The 25,157-nt window shown below is 71.8% G+C and carries 21 protein-coding genes; 2 read left to right on the top strand and 19 right to left on the bottom strand.

Going from position 1 to position 25,157, the window contains the following annotated elements; all coding sequences use genetic code 11:
- The first annotated feature begins 70 nt into the window (after positions 1 to 70).
- Positions 71 to 1,234: a PQQ-dependent sugar dehydrogenase gene (locus ACZ9QC_RS11735; protein WP_472920099.1), complete on the top strand. Its 1,164-nt coding sequence runs from the start codon at positions 71 to 73 to the stop codon at positions 1,232 to 1,234.
- A 104-nt stretch (positions 1,235 to 1,338) separates the two neighbouring features.
- Here the strand turns inward: ACZ9QC_RS11735 and ACZ9QC_RS11740 are convergent, their stop codons facing one another.
- From ACZ9QC_RS11740 to mnmA, 16 genes are all read right to left on the bottom strand, one after another.
- Entirely contained in the window at positions 1,339 to 4,434 is a 3,096-nt protein-coding gene (locus tag ACZ9QC_RS11740; protein ID WP_472921662.1) for a helix-turn-helix transcriptional regulator, read from the bottom strand.
- A gap of 156 nt (positions 4,435 to 4,590) precedes the next feature.
- Complete coding sequence (locus ACZ9QC_RS11745; RefSeq protein ID WP_472920100.1) at positions 4,591 to 4,758, bottom strand: hypothetical protein; 168 nt, start codon at positions 4,756 to 4,758, stop codon at positions 4,591 to 4,593.
- Positions 4,759 to 4,953: 195 nt separating this feature from the next.
- On the bottom strand, positions 4,954 to 5,568 hold the full coding sequence (locus ACZ9QC_RS11750; protein WP_472920101.1) for a hypothetical protein: 615 nt from the start codon (positions 5,566 to 5,568) through the stop codon (positions 4,954 to 4,956).
- A 35-nt stretch (positions 5,569 to 5,603) separates the two neighbouring features.
- On the bottom strand, positions 5,604 to 6,179 hold the full coding sequence (locus ACZ9QC_RS11755) for a GNAT family N-acetyltransferase (RefSeq protein ID WP_472920102.1): 576 nt from the start codon (positions 6,177 to 6,179) through the stop codon (positions 5,604 to 5,606).
- Positions 6,157 to 8,394 carry an MMPL family transporter gene (locus ACZ9QC_RS11760; RefSeq protein WP_472920103.1) on the bottom strand — a complete coding sequence of 746 codons (2,238 nt, stop codon included), beginning with the start codon at positions 8,392 to 8,394 and terminating at the stop codon, positions 6,157 to 6,159. Before ACZ9QC_RS11760 ends, ACZ9QC_RS11755 begins: the two co-directional genes overlap by 23 nt.
- 223 nt (positions 8,395 to 8,617) lie before the next feature.
- A complete protein-coding gene (gatB, locus tag ACZ9QC_RS11765) occupies positions 8,618 to 10,132 on the bottom strand; it encodes an Asp-tRNA(Asn)/Glu-tRNA(Gln) amidotransferase subunit GatB (protein ID WP_472920104.1) in 1,515 nt (504 codons plus the stop codon).
- 16 nt (positions 10,133 to 10,148) lie between these two features.
- Positions 10,149 to 10,391: a hypothetical protein gene (locus ACZ9QC_RS11770; RefSeq protein WP_472920105.1), complete on the bottom strand. Its 243-nt coding sequence runs from the start codon at positions 10,389 to 10,391 to the stop codon at positions 10,149 to 10,151.
- Complete coding sequence (gene gatA, locus ACZ9QC_RS11775; RefSeq protein ID WP_472920106.1) at positions 10,388 to 11,884, bottom strand: Asp-tRNA(Asn)/Glu-tRNA(Gln) amidotransferase subunit GatA; 1,497 nt, start codon at positions 11,882 to 11,884, stop codon at positions 10,388 to 10,390. Before gatA ends, ACZ9QC_RS11770 begins: the two co-directional genes overlap by 4 nt.
- Before the next feature lie 7 nt (positions 11,885 to 11,891).
- Complete coding sequence (gatC, locus tag ACZ9QC_RS11780) at positions 11,892 to 12,188, bottom strand: Asp-tRNA(Asn)/Glu-tRNA(Gln) amidotransferase subunit GatC (RefSeq protein ID WP_005480000.1); 297 nt, start codon at positions 12,186 to 12,188, stop codon at positions 11,892 to 11,894.
- 437 nt (positions 12,189 to 12,625) lie between these two features.
- Positions 12,626 to 15,049, bottom strand: a complete 2,424-nt coding sequence (locus tag ACZ9QC_RS11785; RefSeq protein WP_472920107.1) for a putative bifunctional diguanylate cyclase/phosphodiesterase — start codon at positions 15,047 to 15,049, stop codon at positions 12,626 to 12,628.
- A gap of 230 nt (positions 15,050 to 15,279) precedes the next feature.
- A complete protein-coding gene (gene ligA / locus ACZ9QC_RS11790; protein ID WP_472921663.1) occupies positions 15,280 to 17,499 on the bottom strand; it encodes an NAD-dependent DNA ligase LigA in 2,220 nt (739 codons plus the stop codon).
- A gap of 14 nt (positions 17,500 to 17,513) precedes the next feature.
- Positions 17,514 to 18,530, bottom strand: a complete 1,017-nt coding sequence (locus ACZ9QC_RS11795) for a methionine synthase (protein WP_472920108.1) — start codon at positions 18,528 to 18,530, stop codon at positions 17,514 to 17,516.
- A gap of 229 nt (positions 18,531 to 18,759) precedes the next feature.
- Positions 18,760 to 19,449, bottom strand: a complete 690-nt coding sequence (locus ACZ9QC_RS11800; RefSeq protein WP_472920109.1) for an SDR family oxidoreductase — start codon at positions 19,447 to 19,449, stop codon at positions 18,760 to 18,762.
- An 80-nt stretch (positions 19,450 to 19,529) separates the two neighbouring features.
- Complete coding sequence (locus tag ACZ9QC_RS11805) at positions 19,530 to 20,069, bottom strand: LOG family protein (RefSeq protein WP_217185295.1); 540 nt, start codon at positions 20,067 to 20,069, stop codon at positions 19,530 to 19,532.
- Between the two features lie 9 nt (positions 20,070 to 20,078).
- Complete coding sequence (locus ACZ9QC_RS11810; RefSeq protein ID WP_472920110.1) at positions 20,079 to 20,822, bottom strand: class I SAM-dependent methyltransferase; 744 nt, start codon at positions 20,820 to 20,822, stop codon at positions 20,079 to 20,081.
- Positions 20,823 to 21,275: 453 nt separating this feature from the next.
- Positions 21,276 to 22,406, bottom strand: coding sequence for a tRNA 2-thiouridine(34) synthase MnmA (mnmA, locus tag ACZ9QC_RS11815; protein WP_472920111.1), 1,131 nt, complete (start codon positions 22,404 to 22,406; stop codon positions 21,276 to 21,278).
- A 60-nt stretch (positions 22,407 to 22,466) separates the two neighbouring features.
- Between mnmA and ACZ9QC_RS11820 the strand changes: the two genes are divergently transcribed.
- Positions 22,467 to 23,186, top strand: a complete 720-nt coding sequence (locus ACZ9QC_RS11820) for an N-acetylmuramoyl-L-alanine amidase (RefSeq protein WP_472920112.1) — start codon at positions 22,467 to 22,469, stop codon at positions 23,184 to 23,186.
- A gap of 138 nt (positions 23,187 to 23,324) precedes the next feature.
- On the opposite strand, the gene ACZ9QC_RS11825 is transcribed toward ACZ9QC_RS11820, so the two are convergent.
- The 3 genes from ACZ9QC_RS11825 to ACZ9QC_RS11835 all read right to left on the bottom strand — a co-directional run bounded on the left by ACZ9QC_RS11825 (position 23,325) and on the right by ACZ9QC_RS11835 (position 25,146).
- Positions 23,325 to 24,494 (bottom strand): cysteine desulfurase family protein, encoded by a 1,170-nt coding sequence (locus tag ACZ9QC_RS11825; protein WP_472920113.1) that lies wholly within the window; start codon positions 24,492 to 24,494, stop codon positions 23,325 to 23,327.
- A 104-nt stretch (positions 24,495 to 24,598) separates the two neighbouring features.
- Complete coding sequence (locus tag ACZ9QC_RS11830) at positions 24,599 to 24,883, bottom strand: DUF4190 domain-containing protein (RefSeq protein ID WP_472920114.1); 285 nt, start codon at positions 24,881 to 24,883, stop codon at positions 24,599 to 24,601.
- Between the two features lie 98 nt (positions 24,884 to 24,981).
- Positions 24,982 to 25,146, bottom strand: coding sequence for a hypothetical protein (locus ACZ9QC_RS11835; protein ID WP_184899684.1), 165 nt, complete (start codon positions 25,144 to 25,146; stop codon positions 24,982 to 24,984).
- Between the last annotated feature and the right edge of the window lie 11 nt (positions 25,147 to 25,157).

Below are 25,157 nucleotides of genomic sequence, written 5' to 3' on the forward strand. Positions count from 1 at the left end.
GGGCGGAGGTGGAACTTGTGGGGCACTCGCGGTGTAAGACAAGTAGAAGTTCCACGCCGAAGGGATCGTGATGGTGCAACGTCGAGTGGTGACGGCCGCGTTGGCCGCGGCCGTGCTCCTGGTGACGACCGGCTGCTCCTCCGAGGACGGAGAGAAGCCGGACGCGGCCGGCAGCTCACCCCCGAGCAGCAGTGCCGGTTCGTCCCCGCCCGACCGGGCTGCGGACGAGGCACCCCCGGCGAAGGGCTCGGTGAAGGTGGTCCGCACCGTCGCCGAGGACCTCGACACCCCCTGGGGCCTCGCGCCCCTCCCCGAGGGCGGCCTCCTCGTCTCCTCCCGTGACGAGGCCACGATCAGCAGAATCGACGAGAAGACCGGCAAGCGGACCGAGCTCGGCGAGGTGCCGGGCGTCGCCCCGGCGGGCGAGGGCGGCCTCATGGGCATCGCCGTCTCCCCGGAGTACGCCTCCGACCACATGATCTACGCGTACTTCACCTCGGAGTCCGACAACCGCATCGTGCGGATGCTGTACAACCCCGAGAAGCCGGCCGGCGAACAGCTCGGCGCCCCCGACACCATCCTCCGCGGCATCCCCAAGGGCACCAACCACAACGGCGGCCGTCTCGCCTTCGGCCCCGACCGGATGTTGTACGCGAGCACGGGCGAGCGGTACGAGGGCCCCCTGGCCCAGGACAAGAAGTCCCTCGGCGGCAAGATCCTCCGTATGACCCCGGAGGGACAGCCCGCTCCGGGCAACCCCTTCGACGACTCCGTCGTCTACTCGTACGGCCACCGCAACGTCCAGGGCCTCGCATGGGACTCCGAACAGCGCCTGTTCGCCTCGGAGTTCGGCCAGAACACCTGGGACGAGCTGAACCACATCCGCCCCGGTGGGAACTACGGCTGGCCGGAGGTGGAGGGCGAGGGCGGCGAGTCCGGCTATGTCGACCCGCTGGCCGTGTGGAGCACGGAGGAGGCGTCCCCGAGCGGGATCGCCATAGCGGAGGGTTCGGTCTGGATGGCGGGCCTGCGCGGCCAGCGGCTGTGGCGCATCCCCCTCGACGGCACCGAGACCGCCGCCGAGCCGCAGGCCTTCCTGGAGGGCGACTACGGCCGACTCCGCACGGTGGTCTCCGCCGGCGGCGACAAGCTCTGGCTGGTGACCAGCGAGACGGACGGCCGTGGTTCCCCGGAGAGCGGCGACGACAAGATCCTCGAACTGGAGGTGAAGTAGGCCGCCGGGTCCCGGCAGGTCACGGCGGACCACAGCAGGTCACAGCGGGTCGAGCGTCCGCGTCCGCCCGTCCGCAACCGGATGCCTCGACGCTCGCACGGGGCTCACCGCGCTGCCATCCTCTCCTCCTCCCCGGCCGGGGACAGTCCCACCCGGTGTGCCACCGCCGCCGCCTCGCCCCGGCTGGAGACGCCGAGCTTGGCGAGGATGTTGGAGACATGGACGCTCGCCGTCTTCGGGGAGATGAAGAGTTGCTCGGCTATCTGGCGGTTGGTGCGGCCGGCGGCCACCAGGCGGAGGACGTCGTCCTCCCGGTCGGTGAGGCCGAGCGCGGCCACGGGGTCGGCGGGGGTGAGAGCCGGCTCGGGGGCGCGGCTCAGTACGAGGCGGGCCCGGCGGGCGAGGAGGGCGACCTCGTCGGCGAGGGGGCGGGCGCCGAGATGATCGGCGACGGCGGCGGCCAGCCGCAGGAGTTCCGTCGCGCGATCGCGGGCCTCGTCGTCGGCGCCGTCGGCCAGCAGGGCCTCGGCGAGGCGGTGCCGGACGCGGGCGAGGTCGTAGGGCCGCTCCAGGGGCTCGAAGGCGGTGACGACGTCGGACCAGACGTCCGGGGCCGTCGTGCCCTCGGCGCGCTGGAGTTCGGCGCGTACCCAGCACTCGTGGGCGAGCCAGCTCGGTGAGCCGGTGGTGAGCTTCTTGACCGCGGTGAAGATCCGGTCGAGTACCTCGGCGCGGCCGGGCCCGGAGGCCTGCAGGGCGCGGGCGTCGGCCTCGGCGGTGGCGGCGGTGAGGAGCAGGGGCCAGGCGTAGCGCTGGGTGCCGACGGAGAAGCCGGTGTCGAGGACACGGGTCAGTTCCGTGCGGGCGTCCATGAGTCGGCCCTCGGCGGCGGCGATGCCGAGAGTGAGGAAGGAGAGCGGCAGGTCGTTCTGGGGCATGGGGTTGTGGTGGCCGTAATGGCCGCGGGCGGCGGCCAGTTGGCCGCGGGCGGCGGCGATGTCGCCGCGGGCGAGGGCGATGGAGGCGTGGATGAGGGTGCTGAGGCCTCGGGGTTTGTGGCTGGAGACGACGCTCTGGGCCTTCCGCACCGCTTCCAGGGCCTCGTCCCAGCGGCCCAGGGAGAGCAGGGACTCGGCGAGGTTGCCCCAGACCCAGGCCTCGGACTCCAGCAGGCCGCGGCGTCGGGTGACGTCGATGCCTTCCTTCAGCAGGCGCACGGCGTCCTGGGAGCGTCCGATGCCCTCCAGGCAGGACGGGATGTTCACATAGGAGCGGCCGACGACGGCGGCGGGGCCGCGTTCGAGGGCGCGGCGGCGGACCTCCTCCATCACCTCGATGCCCGTCTCGACGTCACCGGCGTCGACCATCAGGCCGCCGAGGGTGAGGCGGGCGTTGAGCTCGATGTCCTCGGCGCCCACCATGCGGGCGTAGTCGACGGCGCGCTGGGCGTCGGAGAGGGCGTCGGGGCCGGGGGCGTGCAGCATGGACCAGCCGGCCACCCGGGAGAGCACCTCGGCGTGTACCTCGGAGGGCGGCAGTCCGCGGACGAGGTCCTGGGCGGTGGCGAGTTCCTTCCAGCCGTCGCCCCGGGCGAGACCCTCGGTCAGCAGAGAGCGCTGGACCCAGAACCAGGCGGTGCGCAGCGGGTCGTCCCCGTCCGCGAGCAGGTCCAGTGCGCGCCGGGTGATCCGCATGGCCCGTTCCCGCTCTCCGCACAGGCGTCCGGCGACCGCGGCCTCGGCCATGAGGTCGAGGTAGCGCAGCGGGGTGGTGGCGGGGTCGCAGCCGCAGGGCGGGTAGACCTCGGTGTAGTCGACGGGGCGGAGGGAGGCGCGTACGGGCTCGGGGGCGGTGTCCCACAGCTCCATCGCCCGCTCCAGGAGGCGTAGTTGCTCGGCGTGGGCGTGCCGGGAGCGGGCCTCGGCGGAGGCGTCGAGGACGGCGGGCAGGGCCTTGGCGGCGTCGTGGGCGTGGTACCAGTAGCTGGCCAGGCGGGTGGCGCGGCCGTCGGTGGGGACAAGGGCCGGGTCGGCCTCCAGGGCCTCGGCGTAGCGGCGGTTGAGGCGGGAGCGTTCGCCGGGCAGCAGGTCGTCGCTGACGGCCTCGCGGACCAGGGAGTGGCGGAAGCGGTAGCCGTCGCCGCCGGGGGCGGCGAGCAGGATGTTGGCGCCGACGGCAGCCCGGAGGGCCTCGATGAGGTCGTCCTCGGGGAGCCCGGCGACGGCGGCGAGCAGGGCGTACTCCACGGTGGAGCCGCCCTCGGCGACGATGCGGGCGATCCGCTGGGCGTCCTCGGGGAGCCGTTCGACGCGGACGAGGAGCAGGTCGCGCAGGGAGTCGGTGAGGCCGGGGCAGCCGCCGTCGTGGGCGGCGACGGCGAGTTCCTCGACGAAGAAGGCGTTGCCGTCGGAGCGGTCGAAGATCTCGTCCACGCGCTCCGGTTCGGGTTCGGTGGCGAGGATGCCGGCGAGTTGGTGGCCGACCTCGGCGCGGTTGAAGCGGGGCAGTTCGACGCGGCGGACGGTGCGCAGGCGGTCCAGTTCGGCGAGGAGGGGGCGCAGGGGGTGGCGGCGGTGGATGTCGTCGGAGCGGTAGGTGGCGAGGACGACGAGGCGGCCGGTGCGCAGCGTGCGCAGGAGGTAGGAGAGGAGGTGGCGGGTGGAGGCGTCGGCCCAGTGCAGATCCTCCAGGACGAGGACGATCGTGCGGTCGGCGGCGAGGCGTTCCAACAGGCGGGCGGTGAGTTCGAAGAGGCGCGCGGTGCCCTCCTCGTCGTGCCGTGCGCGCGGGGTCTCGCCCAACTCGGGCAGCAGCCGGGCCAGTTCCTGTTCCTGGCCGGCGGCCGCGGTGGCCAGTTCGTCGGGCAGGCTGCGGCGCAGGGCGCGCAGCGCGGTGGAGAAGGGTGCGTAGGGCAGGCCGTCGGCACCGATCTCGACGCAGCCGCCGAGGGCGACGACCGCGCCCCCGCGCGCGGCCTCACCGGTGAACTCCTCGACCAGGCGGGTCTTGCCGACCCCGGCCTCCCCGCCGAGCAGCAGTGCCTGCGGGCCTCCGCCCCCGTCTCCCCTGTCTCCCCCGTTCCCCGCCGCGTTGGCGGTGTCTCCATCGGCGCGGGTCAATGCCTCGCGCAACACCTTCAGTTCGTCGGTACGCCCCACGAACACCGGACTGACGGACCTGGTCTCCACAGCGCCGAGCATCGCACGGCCCTCGGACACTCGGGCACCGAATATTCCCGCGGCAGAGCCCCGGACGTCCGGTTGTGGGGCGGCCGCGGGTGGTGCGGGGTCGCTCGCGCGGTTCCCCGCACCCCTCGGCGGCATGGGCTCACGCCCCATGTCCCCCACGCCTCGCGTTCACGCGGCGCGGAGGAAGCGGAGCCTGCGTGGGCGTTCACCGTGCCCTTCGTGTTCCGTGTCCCGTTCCTCGCGGCGGGCGCGGCGGGCCTCGCGGACCCGGCGGTACTGCTCCGCCTCGCGGATCAGCTCGGCGGAACGGATCTGCTGGAGCTCGTACTCGAACATCTCTTACCCCTCGTGAAGCGTCGGTCTCGGCTCGCTTGCTGCGATGCCTCAACCTTCGTCCGTGAGGGGGGTGCGCCACATCGGGAGAGTTCCGCATCTTGAACGCGGGAGGGGCCTTAGGCCCGCCGTAGGTATGTCTACGGCGGGCCTAAGGCCCCTCAGAAGCAGCCGCTCCGCCCGGTCCGGGCGGGCGCGTCAGGTCTTCGGCAGTGCGAGCAGGAGGTCGGAGTACTTCAGGGCGGCCAGCACCAGCCCGATGAAGCCGACCGAGACACCGGCCCAGGCGACCGACTTGATCCACGGTGCCTGTACCTGGTCGGGGTCGCCGAACGCGGGCCGCACCAGTACGGCCACGCCGACGATCAGGCCGACCAGCGCGAAGATGCCGCCCCACAGGGCGGAGGCCTGCCAGGCCTCCCCGTATACCGCCTGGAGCTGGGTGGCGACGGTCGCGTTCGTCGCGGCCTGCATCTCCAGCTGCCCGGTGATCTCCTCACGCGCGGAGGCGACGGTACCGACCCAGCCGCCCGTCAGCGAGACGAGGCCCAGCACCACCGACACGATGCCGGCGGCACCCTGGCCGACGCCCGGCGTCGCCTTCGCGGTGGCCGGCGGGAACTCCTCGTCGAACTCTCCGGCCTCGTCGGAGGCGTCGGCGCCGTCGGTCTCGACCGCGTCGTCGGCCGGCGTCGCGGTCTCCTCCCGGGCCGCGTCCTCCTTGGTGACGTCGGTTCCCTTCACCGACTCGTCGTCGTTCCTGGCCTCGGCGCCCGTGTCGGCCCCGGTCTCGTCAACTGTCTTGGTTCCCATACCTCGCACCGTACGAATGTTGTCTGAGAGGTTTCTTAACGCTCGCTGTGACTGTCGCGGGCGCGTTCCGCACGCCATTCGGGCGCCAGGACGGACCATATCTCCAAGTCGTGCCGGACACCCCGGTGGGGATATCTCTCGCGCTGCACCCCGTCCCTGACCATGCCGAGCCGCCGGGCCACGTTCAGGCTCGCCGTGTTGCCGGAGGCCGCGATCCATTCGACGCGGTGGATGTCCCGGACGTCCACGGCCCAGTCGATGAGGATCCGCATCGCGCGGGTGACCAGTCCCCGTCCGGTGCCGGCGGGCTCCAGCCAGCAGCCGACCTCGCAGTTGGCGTTCTCCGCGTCGAAGTTGAGGAAGAGGACCCCGCCGACGAGCTTGCCGTCCAGCCAGATCCCGTGCAGGGAGCCGGTGTCGGCGGCGCGCATGTCGGCGTACCGCTGGAGGACGGCACGCGCGCCCTCGACGTCCGTGGCGGTCTGCCCGAAGGGGACGTACTCGTTGATGAAGTCCCGTCCCCGCTCCAGGTGGGCGAGGAACTCCTCGGCGTGCCAGGGCTCCAGGGGCCCCAGTCGGGCTCCGTCGTCACCCAGGGATATCGCGTACATCCTTCGGCCGCTCCTTCTCCACGTCTTCCACCACGACGTCCGCGAGCCTCTCATGGGCGGCGCGGGTCTCGGGCGGTTCGATGCTGATGCGGGGCATGCGGCGGTCGAGCCAGCGCGGCAGCCACCAGTTGGCGCCGCCGAGCATGTGCATCAGGGCGGGGACGAGGAGCGTACGCAGGACGAAGGCGTCCAGGGCGACGGCGGCGGCGAGCGCGATGCCGAACATGGCGATCACACGGTCGCCGCTGAGCACGAAGGCGAGGAAGACGGAGATCATGATGACCGCCGCGGAGTTGATCACCCGGCTGGTCTCGGCGAGGCCGACCCGGACCGCGCGCCGGTTGTCGCCGGTCTCCAGCCACTCCTCGTACATCCGGCTGACCAGGAAGACCTGGTAGTCCATGGAGAGCCCGAAGAGGACCGACACCATGATCACGGGGAGGAAGGGTTCGATGGGCCCGGCCCGGCCGAGGCCGAGCAGCTCGCTCCCCCAGCCCCACTGGAAGATCGCGACGACCACGCCGAACGCGGCGGCGACGGCGGCCACGTTCATCGCGGCGGCCTTGAGCGGTATCCCGATGGACCGGAAGGCGAGCAGGAGCAGCAGACAGCCGAGGCCGATGACGACGCCGACGAACAGCGGGAGCTTGGCGACGATGACGTCCGCGAAGTCGTCGTATCCGGCGGTCACCCCGCCGACGTGCAGGTCGAGGGAGGTTCCGGTCTCGGCGCGCGGCAGCACCTCGTCGCGCAGGCGTTCGACCAGCTCGCTGGTCTTCGCCGACTGCGGGGAGGAGTCGGGGACGACCGTGAGATACGCGGTGTCGCCTCCGGGGCTGAAGGTCACCGGGGTCACCGCCGAGACGCCCTCGGTCGCCCTGAGCGTGGTGTCGAGGTTGCCGAGGGCGAGCTTGTCGGCGGCGCCGTCGACCTCGGTGACCAGGGTCAGGGGGCCGTTCGTGCCGGGCCCGAAGCCGTCGGCGAGGAGGTCGTAGGCCTGGCGGGTGGTCGTCGCCTTCGGGTCGTTGCCCTGGTCGGAGGTGCCGAGGCGCAGGCCGAGGGTGGGCAGGGCCAGCAGGGTCATGACGACGAGGGCGATGGCGCCGAGCTTCTTGGGGTGCCGTTCGACGAAGGCGGACCAGCGTGCGGCGAAGCCCGTGGGCAGCTCGGGCTCGGGGCCGTGCTCGGCGAGGCGGCGGCGTTCGCGGCGGCTCAGCGCCCGCATGCCGATGAACGACAGCAGGGCCGGCAGCAGCGTCACGGAGGCGGCGACGGTGAGGACCACGGTGAGGGAGGCGGCGATCGCGACGCCGTTGAGGAAGCCGAGCCGCAGGATCAGCATCCCGAGCAGGGCTATGCAGACCGTGGCGCCGGCGAAGACCACGGCCCGTCCGGTGGTGGCGACGGCGCTCCGCGCGGCCTCCTCGACGGACAGGCCCCGCTTCAGCCCCCGGCGGTGCCGGGTCACGATGAACAGCGCGTAGTCGATGCCGACGCCGAGGCCGACGAGGGTGCCCAGCATGGGCGCGAAGTCGGCGACCGTCATGGCGTGCCCGAGCAGGGTGATCCCGGCGTAGGCGGTGCCCACGCTGACCACGGCGGTCGCGATCGGCAGCAGGCTTGCGGCGAGCGAGCCGAACGCGAGGAAGAGGACGACGGCGGCGACGAGGACACCGACGATCTCCGCGAGGTGGCCGCCGGAGGTCTCGGTGAGCCCGATCGACGTGCCGCCCAGCTCCACCTGGAGCCCGTCGCTCTCGGCGGACTTCGCCGTGTCGACGACGGCCTCGGCCTGCGCCTTGTCCACGTCCTCGGCCGGCTGGTCGAAGGTGACGGTGGCGTACGCCGTACGGCCGTCCTCGCTGATCCGGCCACCTTCGGCGCCGTCGTAGGGGTCGGTCACGGCGGCGACGCCGGACAGGTCGGCGATCTCGTCGAGGGTGCGGGTCATCGTCTGCTCGACGGCGGCGGCCCGCACGCTCCCGGCCCCCTCGCTCGTGTGCCAGACGACGGTGGCGCTGTCCCCGCTGACTCCCGGGAAGCCCTCGTTCAGCAGCTCGGTGGCGCGGCTGGACTCGGTTCCGGGGGTCTTGTAGTCGTTCGAGTACGCGGCTCCCGCGACGGCGGCGCCGGCTGCCGTGCCGGCGAAGGCGAGAAGCCACAGTAGGACGGCGACAAGACGGTGCCGGACACACCAGCGCGCGAGGGCTGCCACGGATCGTGCTCCTGAGGGGGGAGGCCTGAGTGATTCCCGGCAACTGTTGCACCACAATGTGATCGTTTGGCCCCTTTGAGGGTCTCCTCACATGGGATGGGAGACACCTCACAGGACAAACGGCGGCACTCTGTCGCCCCGTGTCACCGCGGTGACACGCCTGAAGGCGGCCCATCGCCGTGATGTGCCGCCCTCAGGGATACGCAGTGACCCGCTGTCGCGTTCAGCCCTCGCTGACGCCCAGTTTCTCCAGGATCAGTTCCTTGACGCGGGCCGCGTCCGCCTGACCGCGCGTGGCCTTCATGACCGCGCCGACCAGGGCACCGGCCGCGGCCACCTTGCCGCCGCGGATCTTGTCCGCGATGGCCGGGTTGCCCGCGATGGCCTCCTCGACCGCCGTCGTCAGGGCGCCCTCGTCGGAGACGACCTTCAGACCGCGCTTGTCGACGACCTCGTCCGGGGTGCCTTCGCCCGCGAGGACGCCCTCGATGACCTGCCGGGCGAGCTTGTCGTTCAGGTCGCCCTTCGTGACCAGCTCGGTGACGCGGGCGACCTGCTGCGGCGTGATGGCCAGCTCGTCCAGCGCCTTGCCCGACTCGTTCGCGCTGCGGGCCAGCTCGCCCATCCACCACTTGCGGGCGGAGGCGGCGTCCGCCCCGGCCTCGATGGTGGCGACGATCGGCTCCAGCGCACCGGCGTTGAGAATGGCCTGCATGTCGGTGCCGCTGATGCCCCACTCCTCACGGAGCCGGTTGCGGCGGACCAGCGGCAGCTCGGGCAGTGCGGCCCGCAGCTCCTCGACCCACTCGCGCGAGGGGGCCACCGGTACGAGGTCCGGCTCGGGGAAGTACCGGTAGTCCTCGGCCTCCTCCTTCACGCGGCCCGAGGTCGTGGACCCCGTGTCCTCGTGGAAGTGCCGGGTCTCCTGGATGATCGTCCCGCCGGACGACAGCACGGCCGCGTGCCGCTGGATCTCGAAGCGGGCGGCACGCTCGACGGACCGCAAAGAGTTGACGTTCTTCGTCTCCGAACGCGTACCGAACTTCTCGGTGCCGTGCGGGCGCAGCGACAGGTTCACGTCGCAGCGCATCTGGCCCATCTCCATCCGGGCCTCGGAGACGCCGAGCGCCTTGATGACCTCGCGCAGCTCACGGACGTACGCCTTGGCGACCTCGGGGGCGCGCTCGCCCGCACCCTCGATCGGCTTGGTGACGATCTCGATGAGCGGGATGCCCGCGCGGTTGTAGTCGAGGAGCGAGTGCGAGGCGCCGTGGATGCGGCCGGTGGCACCGCCGACGTGCGTCGACTTGCCGGTGTCCTCCTCCATGTGGGCGCGCTCGATCTCCACACGGAAGGTCTCGCCGTCCTCCAGCTGCACGTCGAGGTAGCCGTTGAAGGCGATGGGCTCGTCGTACTGGGAGGTCTGGAAGTTCTTCGGCATGTCCGGATAGAAGTAGTTCTTCCGGGCGAAGCGGCACCACTCGGCGATCTCGCAGTTCAGCGCGAGACCGATCTTGATCGCCGACTCGACGCCGATCGCGTTGACGACCGGGAGCGCGCCGGGCAGGCCGAGGCAGGTGGGGCAGGTCTGCGTGTTGGGGCCCTGACCGAGTTCGGTCGAACAGCCGCAGAACATCTTGGTCTTGGTGCCGAGTTCGACATGGACCTCAAGGCCCATGACGGGGTCGTACGACGCCAGCGCGTCCTCGTACGACACCAGGTCGGTCGTGGTGGTCACGGTGGAAACTTCCCTCTCAGCCCAGCAGGACGTCGTCGTCGCCCAGCCGCTTCAGTTCGCGGTAGAGGACGGCGAGGCCGGTGACGATGCCGATGGCGGCCACGGACGCGTCGATCAGCCGCAGCGTGTCCTGCTCGGCGCGAGCCTTCTTGATCCGCTTGGCGATGCCCCACGCGCCGAAGGCGGTGGTGGCGATGGACACGTACGTACCGGACTTGGACTTCTGGAAGTCCTTGGCCTTGGACAGTGCGTTGCTCACAACGACGGAGCCTCCTCCAGGAGCGGGTGCCCCCACTTTTCCACGAAGGCGGCCTCGACGGCGGCGCCGACCTTGTAAAGACGGTCGTCCTTGAGCGCCGGGGCGATGATCTGCAGTCCGACCGGCAGCCCGTCCTCCGGCGCGAGGCCGCAGGGCAGGGACATCGCGGCATTGCCCGCGAGGTTGGTCGGGATGGTGCAGAGATCCGCCAGGTACATCGCCATCGGGTCGTCGGCGCGCTCGCCGATCGGGAAGGCGGTGGTCGGCGTGGTCGGCGACACGATGACGTCGACCTTCTCGAACGACTTCTCGAAGTCCCGGGTGATGAGCGTACGGACCTTCTGGGCGCTGCCGTAGTACGCGTCGTAGTAGCCGGAGCTGAGCGCGTACGTGCCGAGCATGATGCGGCGCTTCACCTCGGGGCCGAAGCCCGCCTCACGGGTGAGGGAGGTGACCGCCTCGGCGGAGTTGGTGCCGTCGTCGCCGGTCCGCAGGCCGTAGCGCAGTCCGTCGAAGCGGGCGAGGTTGCTCGAACACTCGCTCGGCGCGATCAGGTAGTACGCGGCCAGCGCCAGGTCGAACGACGGGCAGTCCAGCTCGACGATCTCGGCGCCCAGCTCCTTCAGCAGGGCGACGGACTCGTCGAACCGCTGCACCACACCGGCCTGGTAGCCCTCGCCGCGGAACTGCTTGACGACACCGACGCGCATCCCGGCGACGCTGCCGTTGCGGGCGGCCTCGACGACCGGCGGGACCGGGGCGTCGATGGAGGTGGAGTCCAGCGGGTCGTGGCCGGCGATCACCTCGTGCAGCAGCGCCGCGTCCAGGACCGTACGGGCGCAGGGCCCGCCCTGGTCGAGGGAGGAGGAGAACGCCACCATGCCGTAGCGGGAGACCGCGCCGTACGTCGGCTTGACGCCGACCGTGCCGGTGACGGCGGCCGGCTGGCGGATGGAACCGCCGGTGTCGGTGCCGATGGCGAGAGGTGCCTGGTAGGAGGCGAGGGAGGCGGAGGAACCGCCGCCGGAGCCGCCCGGGATACGGGTGAGGTCCCAGGGGTTGCCGGTAGGCCCGTAGGCGCTGTTCTCCGTCGACGACCCCATGGCGAACTCGTCCATGTTGGTCTTGCCGAGGATGACGACGTCCGCGTCCTTCAGTCGCTTGGTGAGGGTGGCGTCGTACGGCGGGATCCAGCCCTCCAGGATCTTCGAACCGACGGTGGTGGGAACTCCGACCGTGGTGAAGATGTCCTTGAGCGCGAGGGGGACACCGGCGAGCGGGCCGAGCTTCTCGCCCCGCTCCCGCTTCTCGTCGACGGCACGGGCCTGCGCGAGGGCGCCCTCGCGGTCGACGTGCAGGAAGGCGTGCACCTTCTCGTCGACGGCCTCGATCCGGGCCAGATGGGCCTCGGTGACCTCGACGGCGGTCAGCTCGCCGGAGGCGATCTTCGCGGCGATCTCCGCCGCGGTGAGCTTGATGATGCTGTCGGTCATGACGTGATCAGTCCTCCCCCAGGATCTGCGGCACCTTGAAACGCTGCTGCTCCTGGGCCGGGGCGGCGGACAGCGCCTGCTCGGGGGTGAGCGACGGACGGACCTCGTCCGCGCGCATGACGTTCGTCAGCGGCAGCGGGTGCGAGGTCGGCGGTACATCTTGGTCGGCGACCTCGCTGACGCGGGCGACCGCGCCGATGATGTCGTCCAGCTGGCCCGCGAAGTGTTCGAGTTCTTCGGGCTTCAGCTCCAGACGCGCCAGCCGTGCGAGGTGGGCGACCTCCTCGCGCGTGATGCCAGGCATGCAGCGATCCTCTGGGGTGAGTGTGTGTGGTTTGGCGCCAATCCTATGGGGCGCGGGGCGCTTGGCGCGCCGCTGGGCCGGGGCGCCTGACAGCTCGGGGGTTGGGGTGTGTTGGCGGGTGCGGGTGAGTGGGGCTTCTCGCGCAGTTCCCCGCGCCCCTGAAAGACCAGGCCCTGCGGGCCTGAATGACCACGGCCCGGCAGCCTGAAGGGCGACGGGGCCGCAGGGCCGGTGGCGGCGCTGCGGGCACGAAAGTCGACAGGGCTGCGGGCATGAACGGCGGCGACGGGGCCGCGGGACTGGAGGTGGCGGGGCCGCGGGGTGAAAAGCATGGGGCGCAGCCCCTGCTTTTCAGGGGCGCGGGGAACTGCGCGAGAAGCCCCACCGAAGCCGCACCCGCCAACACACCCCAACCCCCGAGCTGTCAGGCGCCCCCGCTATTCCTCAGCCGTGACCGCCGGCAGGGCCGCCGCCGGCCGCTGCCAACCCCGAGACCCCCGCGCCCGCAGCCACGCCGTGGTCTCCTCCGGCGGCATCGCCGCAGCGACCAGCCACCCCTGCACCGCGTCGCACCCCAGATCCCGCAACCGCTCCCACGTCTCGTCGTCCTCGACCCCCTCCGCCACGACGAGCAGCCCCAGCGAGTGCGCGAGATCGACCGTGCAGCGCACGATCTCCGCGTCCTCGTTGTCGATGGCCAGCCGCGCCACGAACGACCGGTCGATCTTCAGCTCACTCACCGGCAGCCGCCGCAGGTGCACCAGCGACGAGTACCCGGTCCCGAAGTCGTCGAGCGACATCTTCACCCCGTGCCCGGTCAGCCCGGCGAGCGTGTCCGCGGCCCGCTGCGGGTCCTCCAGGAGCACGTGCTCCGTTATCTCCAGCTGAAGCGCCCCGGCCGGCACCCCGTGCCGGGCGAGCCGCGCGGCCACCGCGCCCGCGAACCCGGGGGTGTGGACATCACGTGGGGACACGTTCACCGCGACCGGCACGTGCAGCCCCTGCGCCCGCCATCGCGCCACCTGCCCGAGCGCCGTCTCCAGGACGTACTCCGTCAGATGCGGCATCAGCCCGGACGACTCGGCGATCGCTATGAACTCGTCCGGCGGTACCTTCCCCCGCTCGGGATGCACCCAGCGCACCAGCGCCTCCAGACCGGCGACCTGCCCGTCGAAGCGGACCTTGGGCTGGTAGTGCAGCTCGACCTCCTGCGCGTCCAGCGCGCGCCGCAGGTCGCCGAGCAGACCGAGCCGGTCCGGGGTGTTGGAGTCCCGCTTGGACTCGTAGACCTCGACACCCGTGCGGTCCCGCTTCGCCTGGTACATCGCCACGTCCGCCCGCCGCAGCAGTCCCTCCGCGTCGAGCGCGTGGTCGGGGAAGACGGCGAGCCCGGCGCTGGCCTCCAGGACGAGGGTGAGCCCGTCGAGGTCGAGCGGTGAGCCGAGCGCGGCGACAAGGTTGCGGGCGACGCGCGACGCGGACGTGGTGGAGTCGGCGACGGGCAGCAGGACGGCGAACTCGTCGCCGCCGAGTCGCGCGGCCTCCGCTCCGCGGGGCAGGGCGACCCGCAGCCGGTCGGCTATCTGCAACAGCAGCCGGTCGCCCGCGAGGTGCCCGAGCGTGTCGTTGACGGACCGGAAACGGTCGAGGTCGATCAGCAGCAGCGCCGATCTCGCCCCGATGCGTTCGGCGTCGTCCAGCGCGGTCCAGGTGCGTTCCAGCAGCCACTGGCGGTTCGGCAGTCCGGTGAGCGGGTCGCGCAGCTGTTCCTCGGCCCGGGCGCGGGCGATCCACAGGGTGGAGTCGAGCGCGATGAGGGGGATGGCGAAGAGCGGCAGCAGCAGGGGCTGGGCGAGGGCGACGACGCAGACCAGCGGGGCGATGCCGAGCAGCGCCACGGCGAGGAGACCCTGTCTGACCAGGGCCGTGCGCGCGACGGTGGGCAGACCGCCGCGCGGTGCGGCCAGGTACCAGAGCAGGACGCGGCTGACCACGAGATAGGCGAGCGCGACCAGGGCCACCTGGGGGGCCGAGTAGAGGTTCCAGCTGTCCGGGTCCCAGGGGTGTTCCACCGAGGGGACACGGCCGAAGACCCGCAGGACGAGCGCGGCGGCGCCGATGCCGAGGATGTCCACCGCGCCGTGCAGCACGCCCTGGCGCCAGCGCCCCCGGCGGGCGACGCCGACGAGCACGACGACCGTGAGGCTGACCATGCCGGCGGCCACCCAGCCGTAGAGCAGCAGGACGGCGAGGGTGAGGGCGGCTCCGGAGCCGGTGCCGCCCCACCAGCGGGCGCGGCCCATGGCGACGAGGTGGCCGACGATGATGCCGGTGAGCAGGGCGAGGGACCAGCCGACCGCTCCGGCCGGAAAGAGGGCGTGCTGTCCCGCGAACGCCCGGTAGAACCCGGCGCCCAGAATGGCGCCGGCCAGGCCCACGATCACGGCGGGCAGGGCGGGCCAGGACAGGTGCCGGTCGGCTTCGTGGCCCGGCAGTTCGTGGCCGCGGCTCTCGCCGAGGGCGCCGCCGAGGGCGGCCGTCCCGCCCGCGTCGACCGCGGTGCCGGAGGTGAGCTGTGCCGGGCCCGGTACGAGCGGGCCGCGTGCGCTCGCACCCGCACGGCCCGGCGGCCAGGTGACGCCGGTCCTGGACACCACCCCTGTCACCCGGCCGGGTCCTCTCTCCCGGCTCCCCGGCTCCGGGCTCGTGGGCCCCCGGCTGCCCGGCTCCCGAGATCCGGACTCACGGCTTCCCCCGAACGGGCGTTCTCCCGTGAACAGGGAGCGGCCCCGTCGCCAGGCCCCGGAGACCCGGCGCAGGCGCAGCCGCGAGTCCGGGGCGACGCTCTCGGTCGGTTCCATTCCCGTCCCTCTCACAGCCGGCGGTGCCCACGCCACGCGGCCCGTTGCTCCCGGACAAACCCGGGGCGACACCGCGTCCGAGAACCCGCCACGCGTCCGGGCACGGCAGGCGCACATCTCAACAGTAGGCCGCACAAGGCTTCCACGGGCAGCGGTTCGGTGTCGGTTGCCCGAATGCGACCGGCCACCCGTATGCATCTGGTATGCGCCGAACGGGTGGCCTTCAACCCCTACTCCTCGATCGGGAGCGCGACTTCCGCGGCCGCGTCCGGACCCTGTTCGAGCAGGACGGCGAAGCCGTCCTCGTTCAGGACGGGCACCTTGAGCTGCATCGCCTTGTCGAACTTGGAACCCGGGTTCTCACCGACCACGACGAAGGAGGTCTTCTTCGACACCGAGCCGGTCACCTTGGCGCCCCGGCTCTGCAACGCCTCCTTGGCCCCGTCGCGCGTGTGGTGTTCGAGTGTGCCGGTCACGACGACCGTCAGCCCTTCGAGGGGCCTGGGACCTTCGTCCTCGCCGGCGCCCTTGTCCTCCAGGGGGACTCCGGCCGCCTTCCACTTACGGATGATCTCCCGGTGCCATTCCTCGGCGAACCACTCCTTGAGCGCCGTGGCGACGATGGCGCCGACCCCGTCGACCGCGGTGAGTTCCTCCTCCGTGGCCTGCTCGATCCGCTCGATCGAACGGAATTCGCGGGCCAGGGCCTGGGCGGCGACCGGTCCGACGTGGCGGATGGAGAGCCCGTTGAGGAAGCGGGCGAGCGGACGGCTCTTGGCCTCCTCGATCTTCTGGAGCAGCGCGAGGGTGTTCTTCTTGGGCTCGCCCTTCTGGTTGGCGAAGACCGTGACGACCTTCGGTTCGCCCGTCTTCGGGTCGTGCTTGGGCAGGCCGCTGTCCGCGTCCAGGACGTACGCCTTGATGGGAAGCAGTTTCTCCACGGTGAGGTCGAAGAGGTCGCCCTCGTCGACCAGGGGCGGGTCGGCCGGCTCCAGCGGGCGGGTCAGGGCCGCGGCGGCGACACCGCCGAAGTGCTCGATGTCCAGGCATTCCCGGCCCGCCAGATACGAGACGCGCTCTCTCAACTGGGCGGGACAGCTGCGGGCGTTGGGGCACCGCAGATCGATGTCGCCCTCCTTCATCGCGCGCAGCGGCGTCCCGCACTCCGGGCACTCGCTCGGCATCACGAAGGGACGCGTCTCGTTCTCGTCGCGCAGTGCCACGACGGGCCCGAGGATCTCGGGGATGACGTCACCGGCCTTGCGGATGACGACCGTGTCGCCGATGAGGACGTTCTTGGCCTTGACGACCTCCTGGTTGTGCAGGGTGGCGAACTCGACCTCGGAGCCCGCCACCGTGACCGGCTCGACCTGGGCGTACGGGGTGACCCGGCCGGTGCGGCCCACGCCCACCTTGATGTCGATGAGCTTGGTGTTGACCTCTTCCGGCGCGTACTTGTAGGCGATCGCCCAGCGGGGTGCGCGGGCCGTCGATCCGAGGCGGCCCTGGAGCCGGATCTCGTCGAGCTTGACGACGACGCCGTCGATCTCGTGCGCCACGGAGTGGCGATGCTCGCCGTAGTAGGCGATGAACTCCCGTACGCCGTCGAGGTCGTCGACCACCCTGTTGTGCTCGGCGGTGGGCAGGCCCCACGACTTGAGGAGGTCGTAGGCCTGGGAGAGGCGGGTGAAGCCGCCGTCGAAGCCCTCCAGGGCGCCGATGCCGTGGACGACCATGTGCAGCGGCAGGGTGGCGGTGACCTTGGGGTCCTTCTGGCGCAGTGAACCCGAGGCGGAGTTGCGGGGGTTGGCGTACGGCTTCTCGCCGGCCGCCACACGGCGTTCGTTGAGGCCCTGGAAGGCCTCCATCGGGAAGTAGACCTCGCCCCGGATCTCGACGAGCCGGGGGACGCGGTCGCCCTTCAGCCGGTGCGGGATCTCGGCGATCGTCATGACGTTGGGCGTGATGTCCTCGCCGGTCCGGCCGGTGCCCCGGGTGGCGGCCCGGGTGAGCCTGCCGTCCTCGTACGTCAGGTTCACCGCGAGGCCGTCGATCTTGAGCTCGCACAGCAGGTGGTAGTCGGACGTGCCGACGTCCTTGGCGACGCGCTCGGCCCAGGCGGCGAGCCCCTCGTCGTCGAAGACGTTGTCGAGGGAGAGCATGCGCTCGCGGTGCTCCACCTCGGCGAGGTCGGTCTCGTACTCGACGGCGACCTTCTGCGTCGGCGAGTCCGGGGTGCGCAGCTCGCTGTACTCGTCCTCCAACGCCTCCAGCGTGCGCAGGAGTTCGTCGAACTCCGCGTCGCTGACGATCGGGTCGTCCTTGACGTAGTACCGGAAGCGGTGCTCCTCGATCTGTTCGGCGAGCCGCGCGTGCTTCTCGCGGGCCTCGGCGGGCACCGCTGCCTCGGCGGTTACCGATGTGGGCTGTGCGTCCTTGTCGCCGGCCACCGTGTTGTCCTCCGTCACTCTGGGTTGTCCGCGAGGGATCTCGCCGCCTTGACACAGTGGGCGAGCGCCCGGCGCGCGTACGCCGGGGAGACCCCCGCGAGCCCGCACGTCGGGGTGACCGTGACCGCGTCCGCGAGCAGCCCCGGATGCAGTCCCAGCCTGCGCCACAGCGTCCTGACCCCCATGACGCTACCGGCAGGCTCTGACAATGCCCCCTCGGTGGTCGGCACGACACCGACGAGCAGCTTCGTGCCTCCTTCCACCGCTTCCCCGATCATGTCGTCGTCACGCTCAGTGAGCAAGGTGAAGTCGAAGGAGATACCGGTGGCACCGGCGCGGCGCAGGAGCGCGAAGGGCACGTCGGGGGCGCAGGAGTGCACGACGACGGGCCCGTGATCCGCGTGGACGCCGATGACGTCCCTGAGGGTGGCCTCGACGAGCTGGCGGTCCACGGCGCGGTGGGTGCGGTAGCCGCTGGCGCTCTTGACCTGGCCGCGCAGGACGGCGATCAGGGACGGCTCGTCGAGCTGAAGCACGATCCGGGCGCCGGGGACGCGCCGACTGACCTCGGCGAGGTGCTGGCGCAGGCCCTCGGCGAGCGAGCCGGCGAGGTCGCGGCAGGCGCCGGGGTCGGAGAGGGCGGCCTCGCCGTTCTTCAGCTCCAGCGCCGTGGCGAGCGTCCAGGGGCCGACGGCCTGGACCTTCAGCGGCCCCTCGTACCCCTGGGTGAACTCCTCCAGCGCGTCCAGGTCCTCGCCCAGCCACGACCTGGCCCGCTTGGTGTCCCGGCCCGGGCGGTCGCCGATGCGCCAGCCGCTGGGCTCCACGCGGGCGTACAGCTCGACGAGCAGGCCGGCGGTTCTGCCGATCATGTCGGCGCCGGGGCCTCGGGCGGGGAGTTCGGGGAGGTGCGCCATGCCTGTCTCCGGCCACTCGAAGGTGCCGGTGACTGCCTTGGCGGCTTCTCGGGCGTCCCCACCCGGCATGGATCCCACGCCGGTGGCCGGGCCAAAACTGAAGTCTTCGCTCACGCCCCGAAGCGTACGGCTCCCTGCGGGGGCGTTGGCCGGGGCACCGGGTGCGTTGTCGGGTGCGGCGGGGTGGGGCTGCTCGCGCGGTTCCCCGCGCCCCTGAAAAAAGCCGGGGCTGCGCCCCGGCTTTTTTCAGGGGCGCGGGGCCTGAATCCTTTAGGGGCGCGGGGAACTGCGCGAGAAGCCCCACTCACCCGCACCCGCCGACGAAACACGCAGCCCCGAGCTGTCAGGCGCCGGGGCGGACCGTGAGGTCGTTCACTTCCGCGTCCCGGGGCAGGTCCAGCGCCATCACGATCGTCGTGGCGACCGACTCCGGGGCGATCCACCGCGCAGGGTCGTACTCCTTGCCCTCCTGCTGGTGGACCTTCGCCTGCATGGGACTGGCGGTGCGCCCGGGGTAGACCGTGGTCACCCGGACCCCGTTGCCGTGCTCCTCCCAGCGCAGGGCGTCGGCGAGGGCCTTGAGCCCGTGCTTGGAGGCCGCGTAGGCGGACCAGTCCGCGTGCGCGTTGAGCCCCGCGCCCGAGTTGACGAACACCACGTGCCCCCGCGCGGCCCGCAGTTGGGGCAGGAAGTGACGGGTCAGCTCGGCGGGCGAGACGAGGTTGACGTTGAGCTGGTGCCGCCAGGTCTTCGGCGTCAGGTCGCCCACCGCGCCGAGGTCGACCACACCCGCGATGTGCAGCAGCGAGTCCACCCGGTCGGGCAGGGTCTGGTGGGAGAAGGCCCAGGACAGCTTGTCCGGGTCCGCCAGATCGCCGACCAGGGTCCGCGCCCCCGGGAACTGAGCCGCCAGTTCCTTCGCCCGCCCCGCGTCGCGCGCGTGCAGCACGAGGTCGTCCCCGCGCTCGTGCAGCCGTCGGGCGACGGCCGCGCCGATGCCGGAACCCGCCCCGGTGATCACATGAGTAGCCATGCGGTCATGCTCGCATCATCCGGGGCGCGCCCTCACGCCCACCCGGCCCCACCTCGCCCCCGCCTCATGCCCACCCGGCTTCAGGCGACGCCCCGGCTCTCCTCCAGATACGCCATCGCCCCCACCGGCTCCTCCGCGAAGAAGACCAGGTCGGTGAGCGGGCGGGGCAGGAAGCCCTCGTCCTCCATGCGCCGGAACTGCTCCTTCAACCCGTCGTAGAAACCGGCGGTGTTCAGCAGGACCACCGGCATCTCGGTGTGGCCGTGCTTCTTCAGCTCCAGGATCTCGGTCGCCTCGTCGAGCGTGCCGGTGCCGCCGACCATGATGACGACCGCGTCGGCCTTCTCCAGGAGCAGCCGCTTCCGCTCGGCGAGGTCCCTCGCGACCACCATCTCGTCCGTGCCGGGCCGCGCCTTCGCCGACAGAAACTCGACCGACACACCCAGCAGTCTGCCGCCCGCCTCCTGCACACCGTCCGCGACCACCTTCATCAGCCCGACGTCCGAACCGCCCCACACCAGGGTGTGTCCGCCCTTGCCGATCAGCTTGGCGAAGTCCTTCGCGGGGCCCGTGTAGCGGTCGGCGAGGTCGGCGGCGGAGAGGAAGACACAGATGTTCATGCGTCCACGTTAGGGGGCGGCACCGACATCGGGGTCCGCTGGACCACCGGCTTCCTCCGCCACCGTCACGCGGATCTTCGACTGGCGGTGCGGCAGGTCCTCCCAGTCGTCCATCAGGCGGGCGGACAGGCCGTATTTGCGGGCGAGTTCGACGAGGGTCTCGGTCCGGTAGTAGAAGTCCTCGTGCAGCACCTGGTGTTCGGCGCCCTCGGTGCGGCCGAAGGTGAAGTCGAAGAAGCCGCCCGGGGCGAGGACACGGCCGACGTGGGCGAGGCACTGCTCGATGACGTGCGGCGGCGAGTGGGAGAACACGCTGTGCGCGTGGACGACGTCGAAGTGCCCGGCGGGCAGGAAGGAGAAGGTGAGGTCGGCGACGAGCGCCAGATGCGGCAGCTTGGCCTGCAGCCCCTCCCGGGCGAGGGTGCGCTGCGCCTCCATGAGGATGGCCGGCGAGATGTCGATGCCGTAGTAGTTGCCGGCGTCCAGGTGGTCGATGAACAGCCGCCCGGCCCGCAGGTTCCCGCAGCCGATCTCCAGCATCCGGTGCCGTGGCTCCAGGCCGTGCCGCAGGAGGTACTCGAACTGCATCCGGCCCATGCGTTCCCACTTCTCGACCGACGGGTTGTGCCCGACGGCGGCCTCCGGGCTGCGCGCCGTGTCGGCGGCCATGACGGCCCGGTAGTAGGAGATGTGGTCGCGGTGCTTGAGCTGAAGCCAGGTGTCCCGCGCGACCCGACGGGCGTGCGCGGGCACGCGCCGGGGGTGCCGCAGGGCGTAGCGGACGCGGTGGGTGAGACTGCGCCGGTTCCTGGACTCGCGTCCGCGTCCGGAATCCCTCCCGGACGGGTCCACGGCCTGCCCGGACGCTCTCCCGGGCCGCTGGGACGGGTTCCCTGACTGCTCGGACGGTGTGCCGGACTGATCCGAGGGGTTCCCGGACCGCCCGGAGGGGTTTCCGGGCCGTTCGGACGGGTTTCCCGGCTGCCCGGACGGATCTATGGCTGTCATCGCGGCCTCCCTACGTCCCCCTGCGGCCCGCCAGGGCCTCCGGCTGGGCTCGACGAGCCCACCAAGCAGCCTGCGCCGCGCACGCGCGGACGGCTACCCGGAGGGGGACGATCGTGGCCGTGGAGCCAGGGCGTGTTTCGGAAGTCCCTTCTGCTCTGCGACGCCCTTCGGGCGACGAAGGGACTTCCGAAACACGCCCTAGACCACGCCCGCCCGCGCGCGCGTGGTCGACGCGATCGTCGCCGACCCCACCACACGCGTGCCGTCGTACAGGACAATCGCCTGGCCGGGGGCCACGCCCCGGACCGGCTCGGTGAAGCGGACCTGGAGCTCGTCGTCGACCAGCTCCGCGCGGACCTCGGTCTCGCCGCCGTGGGCGCGCAGCTGGGCCGTGTAGGTGCCGGGGCCGGTGGGGGCCGCGCCGCACCAGCGGGGGCGGATCGCGGTCAGGGCGTCGACGTCGAGGGCGGCGGCCGGGCCGACCGTCACCGTGTTGTCCACCGGGGAGATGTCGAGGACGTAGCGCGGCTTGCCGTCGGGGGCGGGCGTGCCGATGCGCAGGCCCTTGCGCTGGCCGATGGTGTAGCCGTAGGCGCCCTCGTGGGTGCCCAGGACGTTGCCGGACTCGTCGAGGATGTCTCCCTCGGAGCGGCCCAGCCGGTGGGCGAGGAAGCCCTGGGTGTCGCCGTCGGCGATGAAGCAGATGTCGTGGGAGTCGGGCTTCTTGGCGACCGCCAGTCCCCTGCGCTCGGCCTCCGCGCGGATCTCGTCCTTCGTCGTCACCGTGTCCCCGAGGGGGAACAGGGCGTGGGCGAGCTGCCGGTCGTCGAGCACGCCGAGGACGTACGACTGGTCCTTGGCCATGTCGGAGGCGCGGTGCAGCTCCCGCGTGCCGTCCTCCCGGACGATCACCTGGGCGTAGTGGCCCGTGCAGACGGCGTCGAAGCCCAGGGCGAGGGCCTTGTCGAGCAGCGCCGCGAACTTGATCTTCTCGTTGCAGCGCAGGCAGGGGTTCGGGGTCCGCCCCGCCTCGTACTCGGCGATGAAGTCCTCGACGACGTCCTCGCGGAAGCGCTCGGCGAGGTCCCAGACGTAGAAGGGGATGCCGATGACGTCCGCGGCGCGGCGGGCGTCCCGGGAGTCCTCGATCGTGCAACAGCCGCGCGCGCCCGTCCGGAACGACTGCGGGTTCGCGGACAGCGCCAGATGGACGCCCGTCACGTCGTGCCCGGCTTCCACCGCGCGGGCGGCGGCCACGGCGGAGTCGACCCCGCCGGACATGGCGGCGAGGACACGGAGGGGGCGGGTGCGCTGCGAGATCTCAGTCATAACCCCTCCAGGGTACGGGGCGCCGGGAACCGGAGCCCGCGAGTATCCGTTGACGGGTTCGTGGGAACGAGAAGGGCTTCGAAGAACGGTTCCGGCACCGCCGGAGCGAGCGCCTCCGGCGGCAAGGACGCGGACCGCCGCGTCGGCCGCCGCGCGCTGCTCATCGGTACGGCCGTGGCCGCCGTCGGCACGGCCGTGGTGGCGCGGGACGAGCTGACGCGCGCGTGGTGGCGGGTGCCTGGGGTCACGAAGCCGCGCAAGGAGGGCGAGGTCGACTACACGGGCGCGAAGTGGGTCGCGGCGTCGGACGCGAACTGGCGACTGGCGGACCGGCCGGACGACTTCGGCATAGACATGGTGATCATCCATGTCACCCAGGGCAGCTTCGCCAGTGCGGTGAAGGTCTTCCAGGACCCGGCGCACGGCGCGGCTGCGCACTACATCGTCCGCAAGGACGGCCATGTCACCCAGATGATCCGCGAGCTGGACGTGGCGTACCACGCGGGCAACCGCGACTACAACGAGCGGAGCATCGGCATCGAGCACGAGGGTTTCGTCGAGAAGCCCGAGGACTTCACCGACGAGATGTACGAGGCCTCCGCGCGGCTGACGGCCCGGATCTGCGCCCGGTACGACATCCCTCTCGACCGCGAGCACATCCTCGGGCATGTCGAGGTCCCGGGGACGGACCACACGGACCCCGGCGAGGGCTGGGACTGGGACCGCTACATGAAGCTGGTGCGCGCGGCGGCGAAGGCCGGGGCGTCGACGCCCGCCTGACCTTCGACACCCGGGGCACACGGGTGCGAATGTCACCCCGGTGCTCGCACAGCCCTCAGGCCGAGCATCCGCGGACTCGGTGACCGCGGACTCGGTGACGGCAGCCCCGCCGTCACCTCACGTACGTGTCCGGCAGTCTCAGCTCAGACCCGCCGTGCGGGCGCGTTCCACCACCGGGCCGATCGCCTTCGCCACCGCCTCGACGTCCGCCTCCGTGGAGGTGTGGCCGAGGGAGAAGCGGAGGGTGCCGCGGGCCAGGTCGGGGTCGGTGCCGGTGGCGAGGAGGACATGGCTGGGCTGGGCGACGCCCGCCGTGCAGGCGGAACCCGTGGAGCACTCGATGCCCTGGGCGTCGAGCAGGAGCAACAGGGAGTCGCCCTCGCAGCCGGGGAACGTGAAGTGCGCGTTGGCCGGAAGGCGTCCCGCAGGGGACGGGTCACCGCCCAGCACGGCGTCCGGCACCGCCGTACGGACCGCCTCGACGAGGGCGTCGCGCAGGGTGCCGATCTCCCGGGCGAACCACTCGCGCTGCTCGGCGGCCAGCCGGCCGGCGACCGCGAAGGAGGCGACGGCCGGGACGTCGAGGGTGCCGGAGCGGACATGGCGCTCCTGTCCGCCGCCGTGCAGCACGGGTACGGGGCTGTACTCGCGGCCCAGCAGCAGCGCGCCGATGCCGTACGGGCCGCCGATCTTGTGGCCGGAGACGGTCATCGCGGCGAGCCCGGAGGCCTCGAAGTCGACCGGAACCTGACCGAACGCCTGGACCGCGTCGGCGTGCAGTGGGATGTCGAACTCCCCGGCCACGTCGGCGAGTTCACGGACCGGCATGATCGTGCCGATCTCGTTGTTGGCCCACATCACGGTGGCCAGGGCGACGTCGTCGGGGTTGCGGGCGATCGCCTCGCGGAGGGCCTCGGGGTGGACCCGTCCGTACGGGTCGACCGGGAGGTACTCGACGGTGGCGCCCTCGTGGTCGCCGAGCCAGTGGACGGCGTCGAGGACCGCGTGGTGTTCGACAGGACTGGCCAGGACCCGGGTGCGGGCCGGGTCGGCGTCGCGGCGGGACCAGTAGAGCCCCTTCACGGCGAGGTTGTCGGCCTCGGTGCCGCCGGAGGTCAGGACCACCTCGCTGGGCCGGGCCCCGAGGGCCTCGGCGAGGGTCTCGCGGGCCTCCTCGACGGTGCGCCGCGCTCGGCGGCCGGAGGCGTGCAGCGAGGAGGCGTTGCCGGTGACGCTCAGCTGGGCGGTCAGGGCCTCTGCCGCCTCGGGGAGCATCGGGGTGGTCGCCGCGTGGTCGAGATAAGCCATGGTGAGCCGATTCTACGGGGCCGCGTTCGGGTGGCCTCAGGGGTACGGCCCGGACTTGGCCGTAAGAGCACCTGGTGCCCGGCCGTGCTCTCGGCCCTCGACCGTCAGATGCTCCAGGAGATCGTGTTCGTCGTCTGCATCAGCGTGGCGAGGACGATGAGGTCGGCGACGCCCAGGCCGAGGCCCAGGAAGGCGCGGCCCCGTCGTGTCGTGCCGCGCTTGAGGGCCACTGCCGCGAGGACGATCGCGATCGGGCCGAGGAAGAGGTTGAGCACGAGGAGGCCCAGCAGGCCGAGGACGAAGGAGGCGACGGCCATGCCGTCGGCGTCCCGGCCCCGGGGACGGGACGTGGTGGTTCCGGTCTGCTGACGTGCGGCGGTGAGCTGCATGGTTCTGCTCCCAACGGGTTCTCGGCGAATGGTCGTTCGACGGTGACAGTGGCGGTGGCTGTGGCTGTCGCGGTGGCCTTCGCCGTCGCGGTGGACGGTCAGTGCGTGCCGCGGCCGCGGCGGGCGTGACGCTCGCGGTACGCGAAGATCGCCAGCCAGAGGGCGATACCGACGGCCAGCACGGTCGAGACGGCCGGCGGTACATGCGCCACGGTGCCCAGGACGACACCCAGCAGAAGAAGTGCGGCGACGAGGAACAACATCGTGGGAACGC

This window comes from Streptomyces sp. HUAS MS02 (assembly GCF_055702265.1).

Excerpts from the sequence above, each read along its gene's own strand:
- ACZ9QC_RS11835 (WP_184899684.1), bottom strand. The coding sequence starts at position 25,146 with ATGTTGTTCCTCGTCGCCGCACTTCTTCTGCTGGGTGTCGTCCTGGGC.
- ACZ9QC_RS11745 (WP_472920100.1), bottom strand. The coding sequence starts at position 4,758 with ATGTTCGAGTACGAGCTCCAGCAGATCCGTTCCGCCGAGCTGATCCGC.
- ACZ9QC_RS11800 (WP_472920109.1), bottom strand. The coding sequence starts at position 19,449 with ATGGCTACTCATGTGATCACCGGGGCGGGTTCCGGCATCGGCGCGGCC.
- ACZ9QC_RS11830 (WP_472920114.1), bottom strand. The coding sequence starts at position 24,883 with ATGCAGCTCACCGCCGCACGTCAGCAGACCGGAACCACCACGTCCCGT.
- ACZ9QC_RS11755 (WP_472920102.1), bottom strand. The coding sequence starts at position 6,179 with ATGTACGCGATATCCCTGGGTGACGACGGAGCCCGACTGGGGCCCCTG.
- ACZ9QC_RS11825 (WP_472920113.1), bottom strand. The coding sequence starts at position 24,494 with ATGGCTTATCTCGACCACGCGGCGACCACCCCGATGCTCCCCGAGGCG.
- ACZ9QC_RS11750 (WP_472920101.1), bottom strand. The coding sequence starts at position 5,568 with ATGGGAACCAAGACAGTTGACGAGACCGGGGCCGACACGGGCGCCGAG.
- ACZ9QC_RS11785 (WP_472920107.1), bottom strand. The coding sequence starts at position 15,049 with ATGGAACCGACCGAGAGCGTCGCCCCGGACTCGCGGCTGCGCCTGCGC.
- gatC (WP_005480000.1), bottom strand. The coding sequence starts at position 12,188 with ATGCCTGGCATCACGCGCGAGGAGGTCGCCCACCTCGCACGGCTGGCG.
- ACZ9QC_RS11735 (WP_472920099.1), top strand. The coding sequence starts at position 71 with ATGGTGCAACGTCGAGTGGTGACGGCCGCGTTGGCCGCGGCCGTGCTC.
- ACZ9QC_RS11805 (WP_217185295.1), bottom strand. The coding sequence starts at position 20,069 with ATGAACATCTGTGTCTTCCTCTCCGCCGCCGACCTCGCCGACCGCTAC.
- gatA (WP_472920106.1), bottom strand. The coding sequence starts at position 11,884 with ATGACCGACAGCATCATCAAGCTCACCGCGGCGGAGATCGCCGCGAAG.
- mnmA (WP_472920111.1), bottom strand. The coding sequence starts at position 22,406 with ATGACTGAGATCTCGCAGCGCACCCGCCCCCTCCGTGTCCTCGCCGCC.
- ACZ9QC_RS11740 (WP_472921662.1), bottom strand. The coding sequence starts at position 4,434 with ATGCTCGGCGCTGTGGAGACCAGGTCCGTCAGTCCGGTGTTCGTGGGG.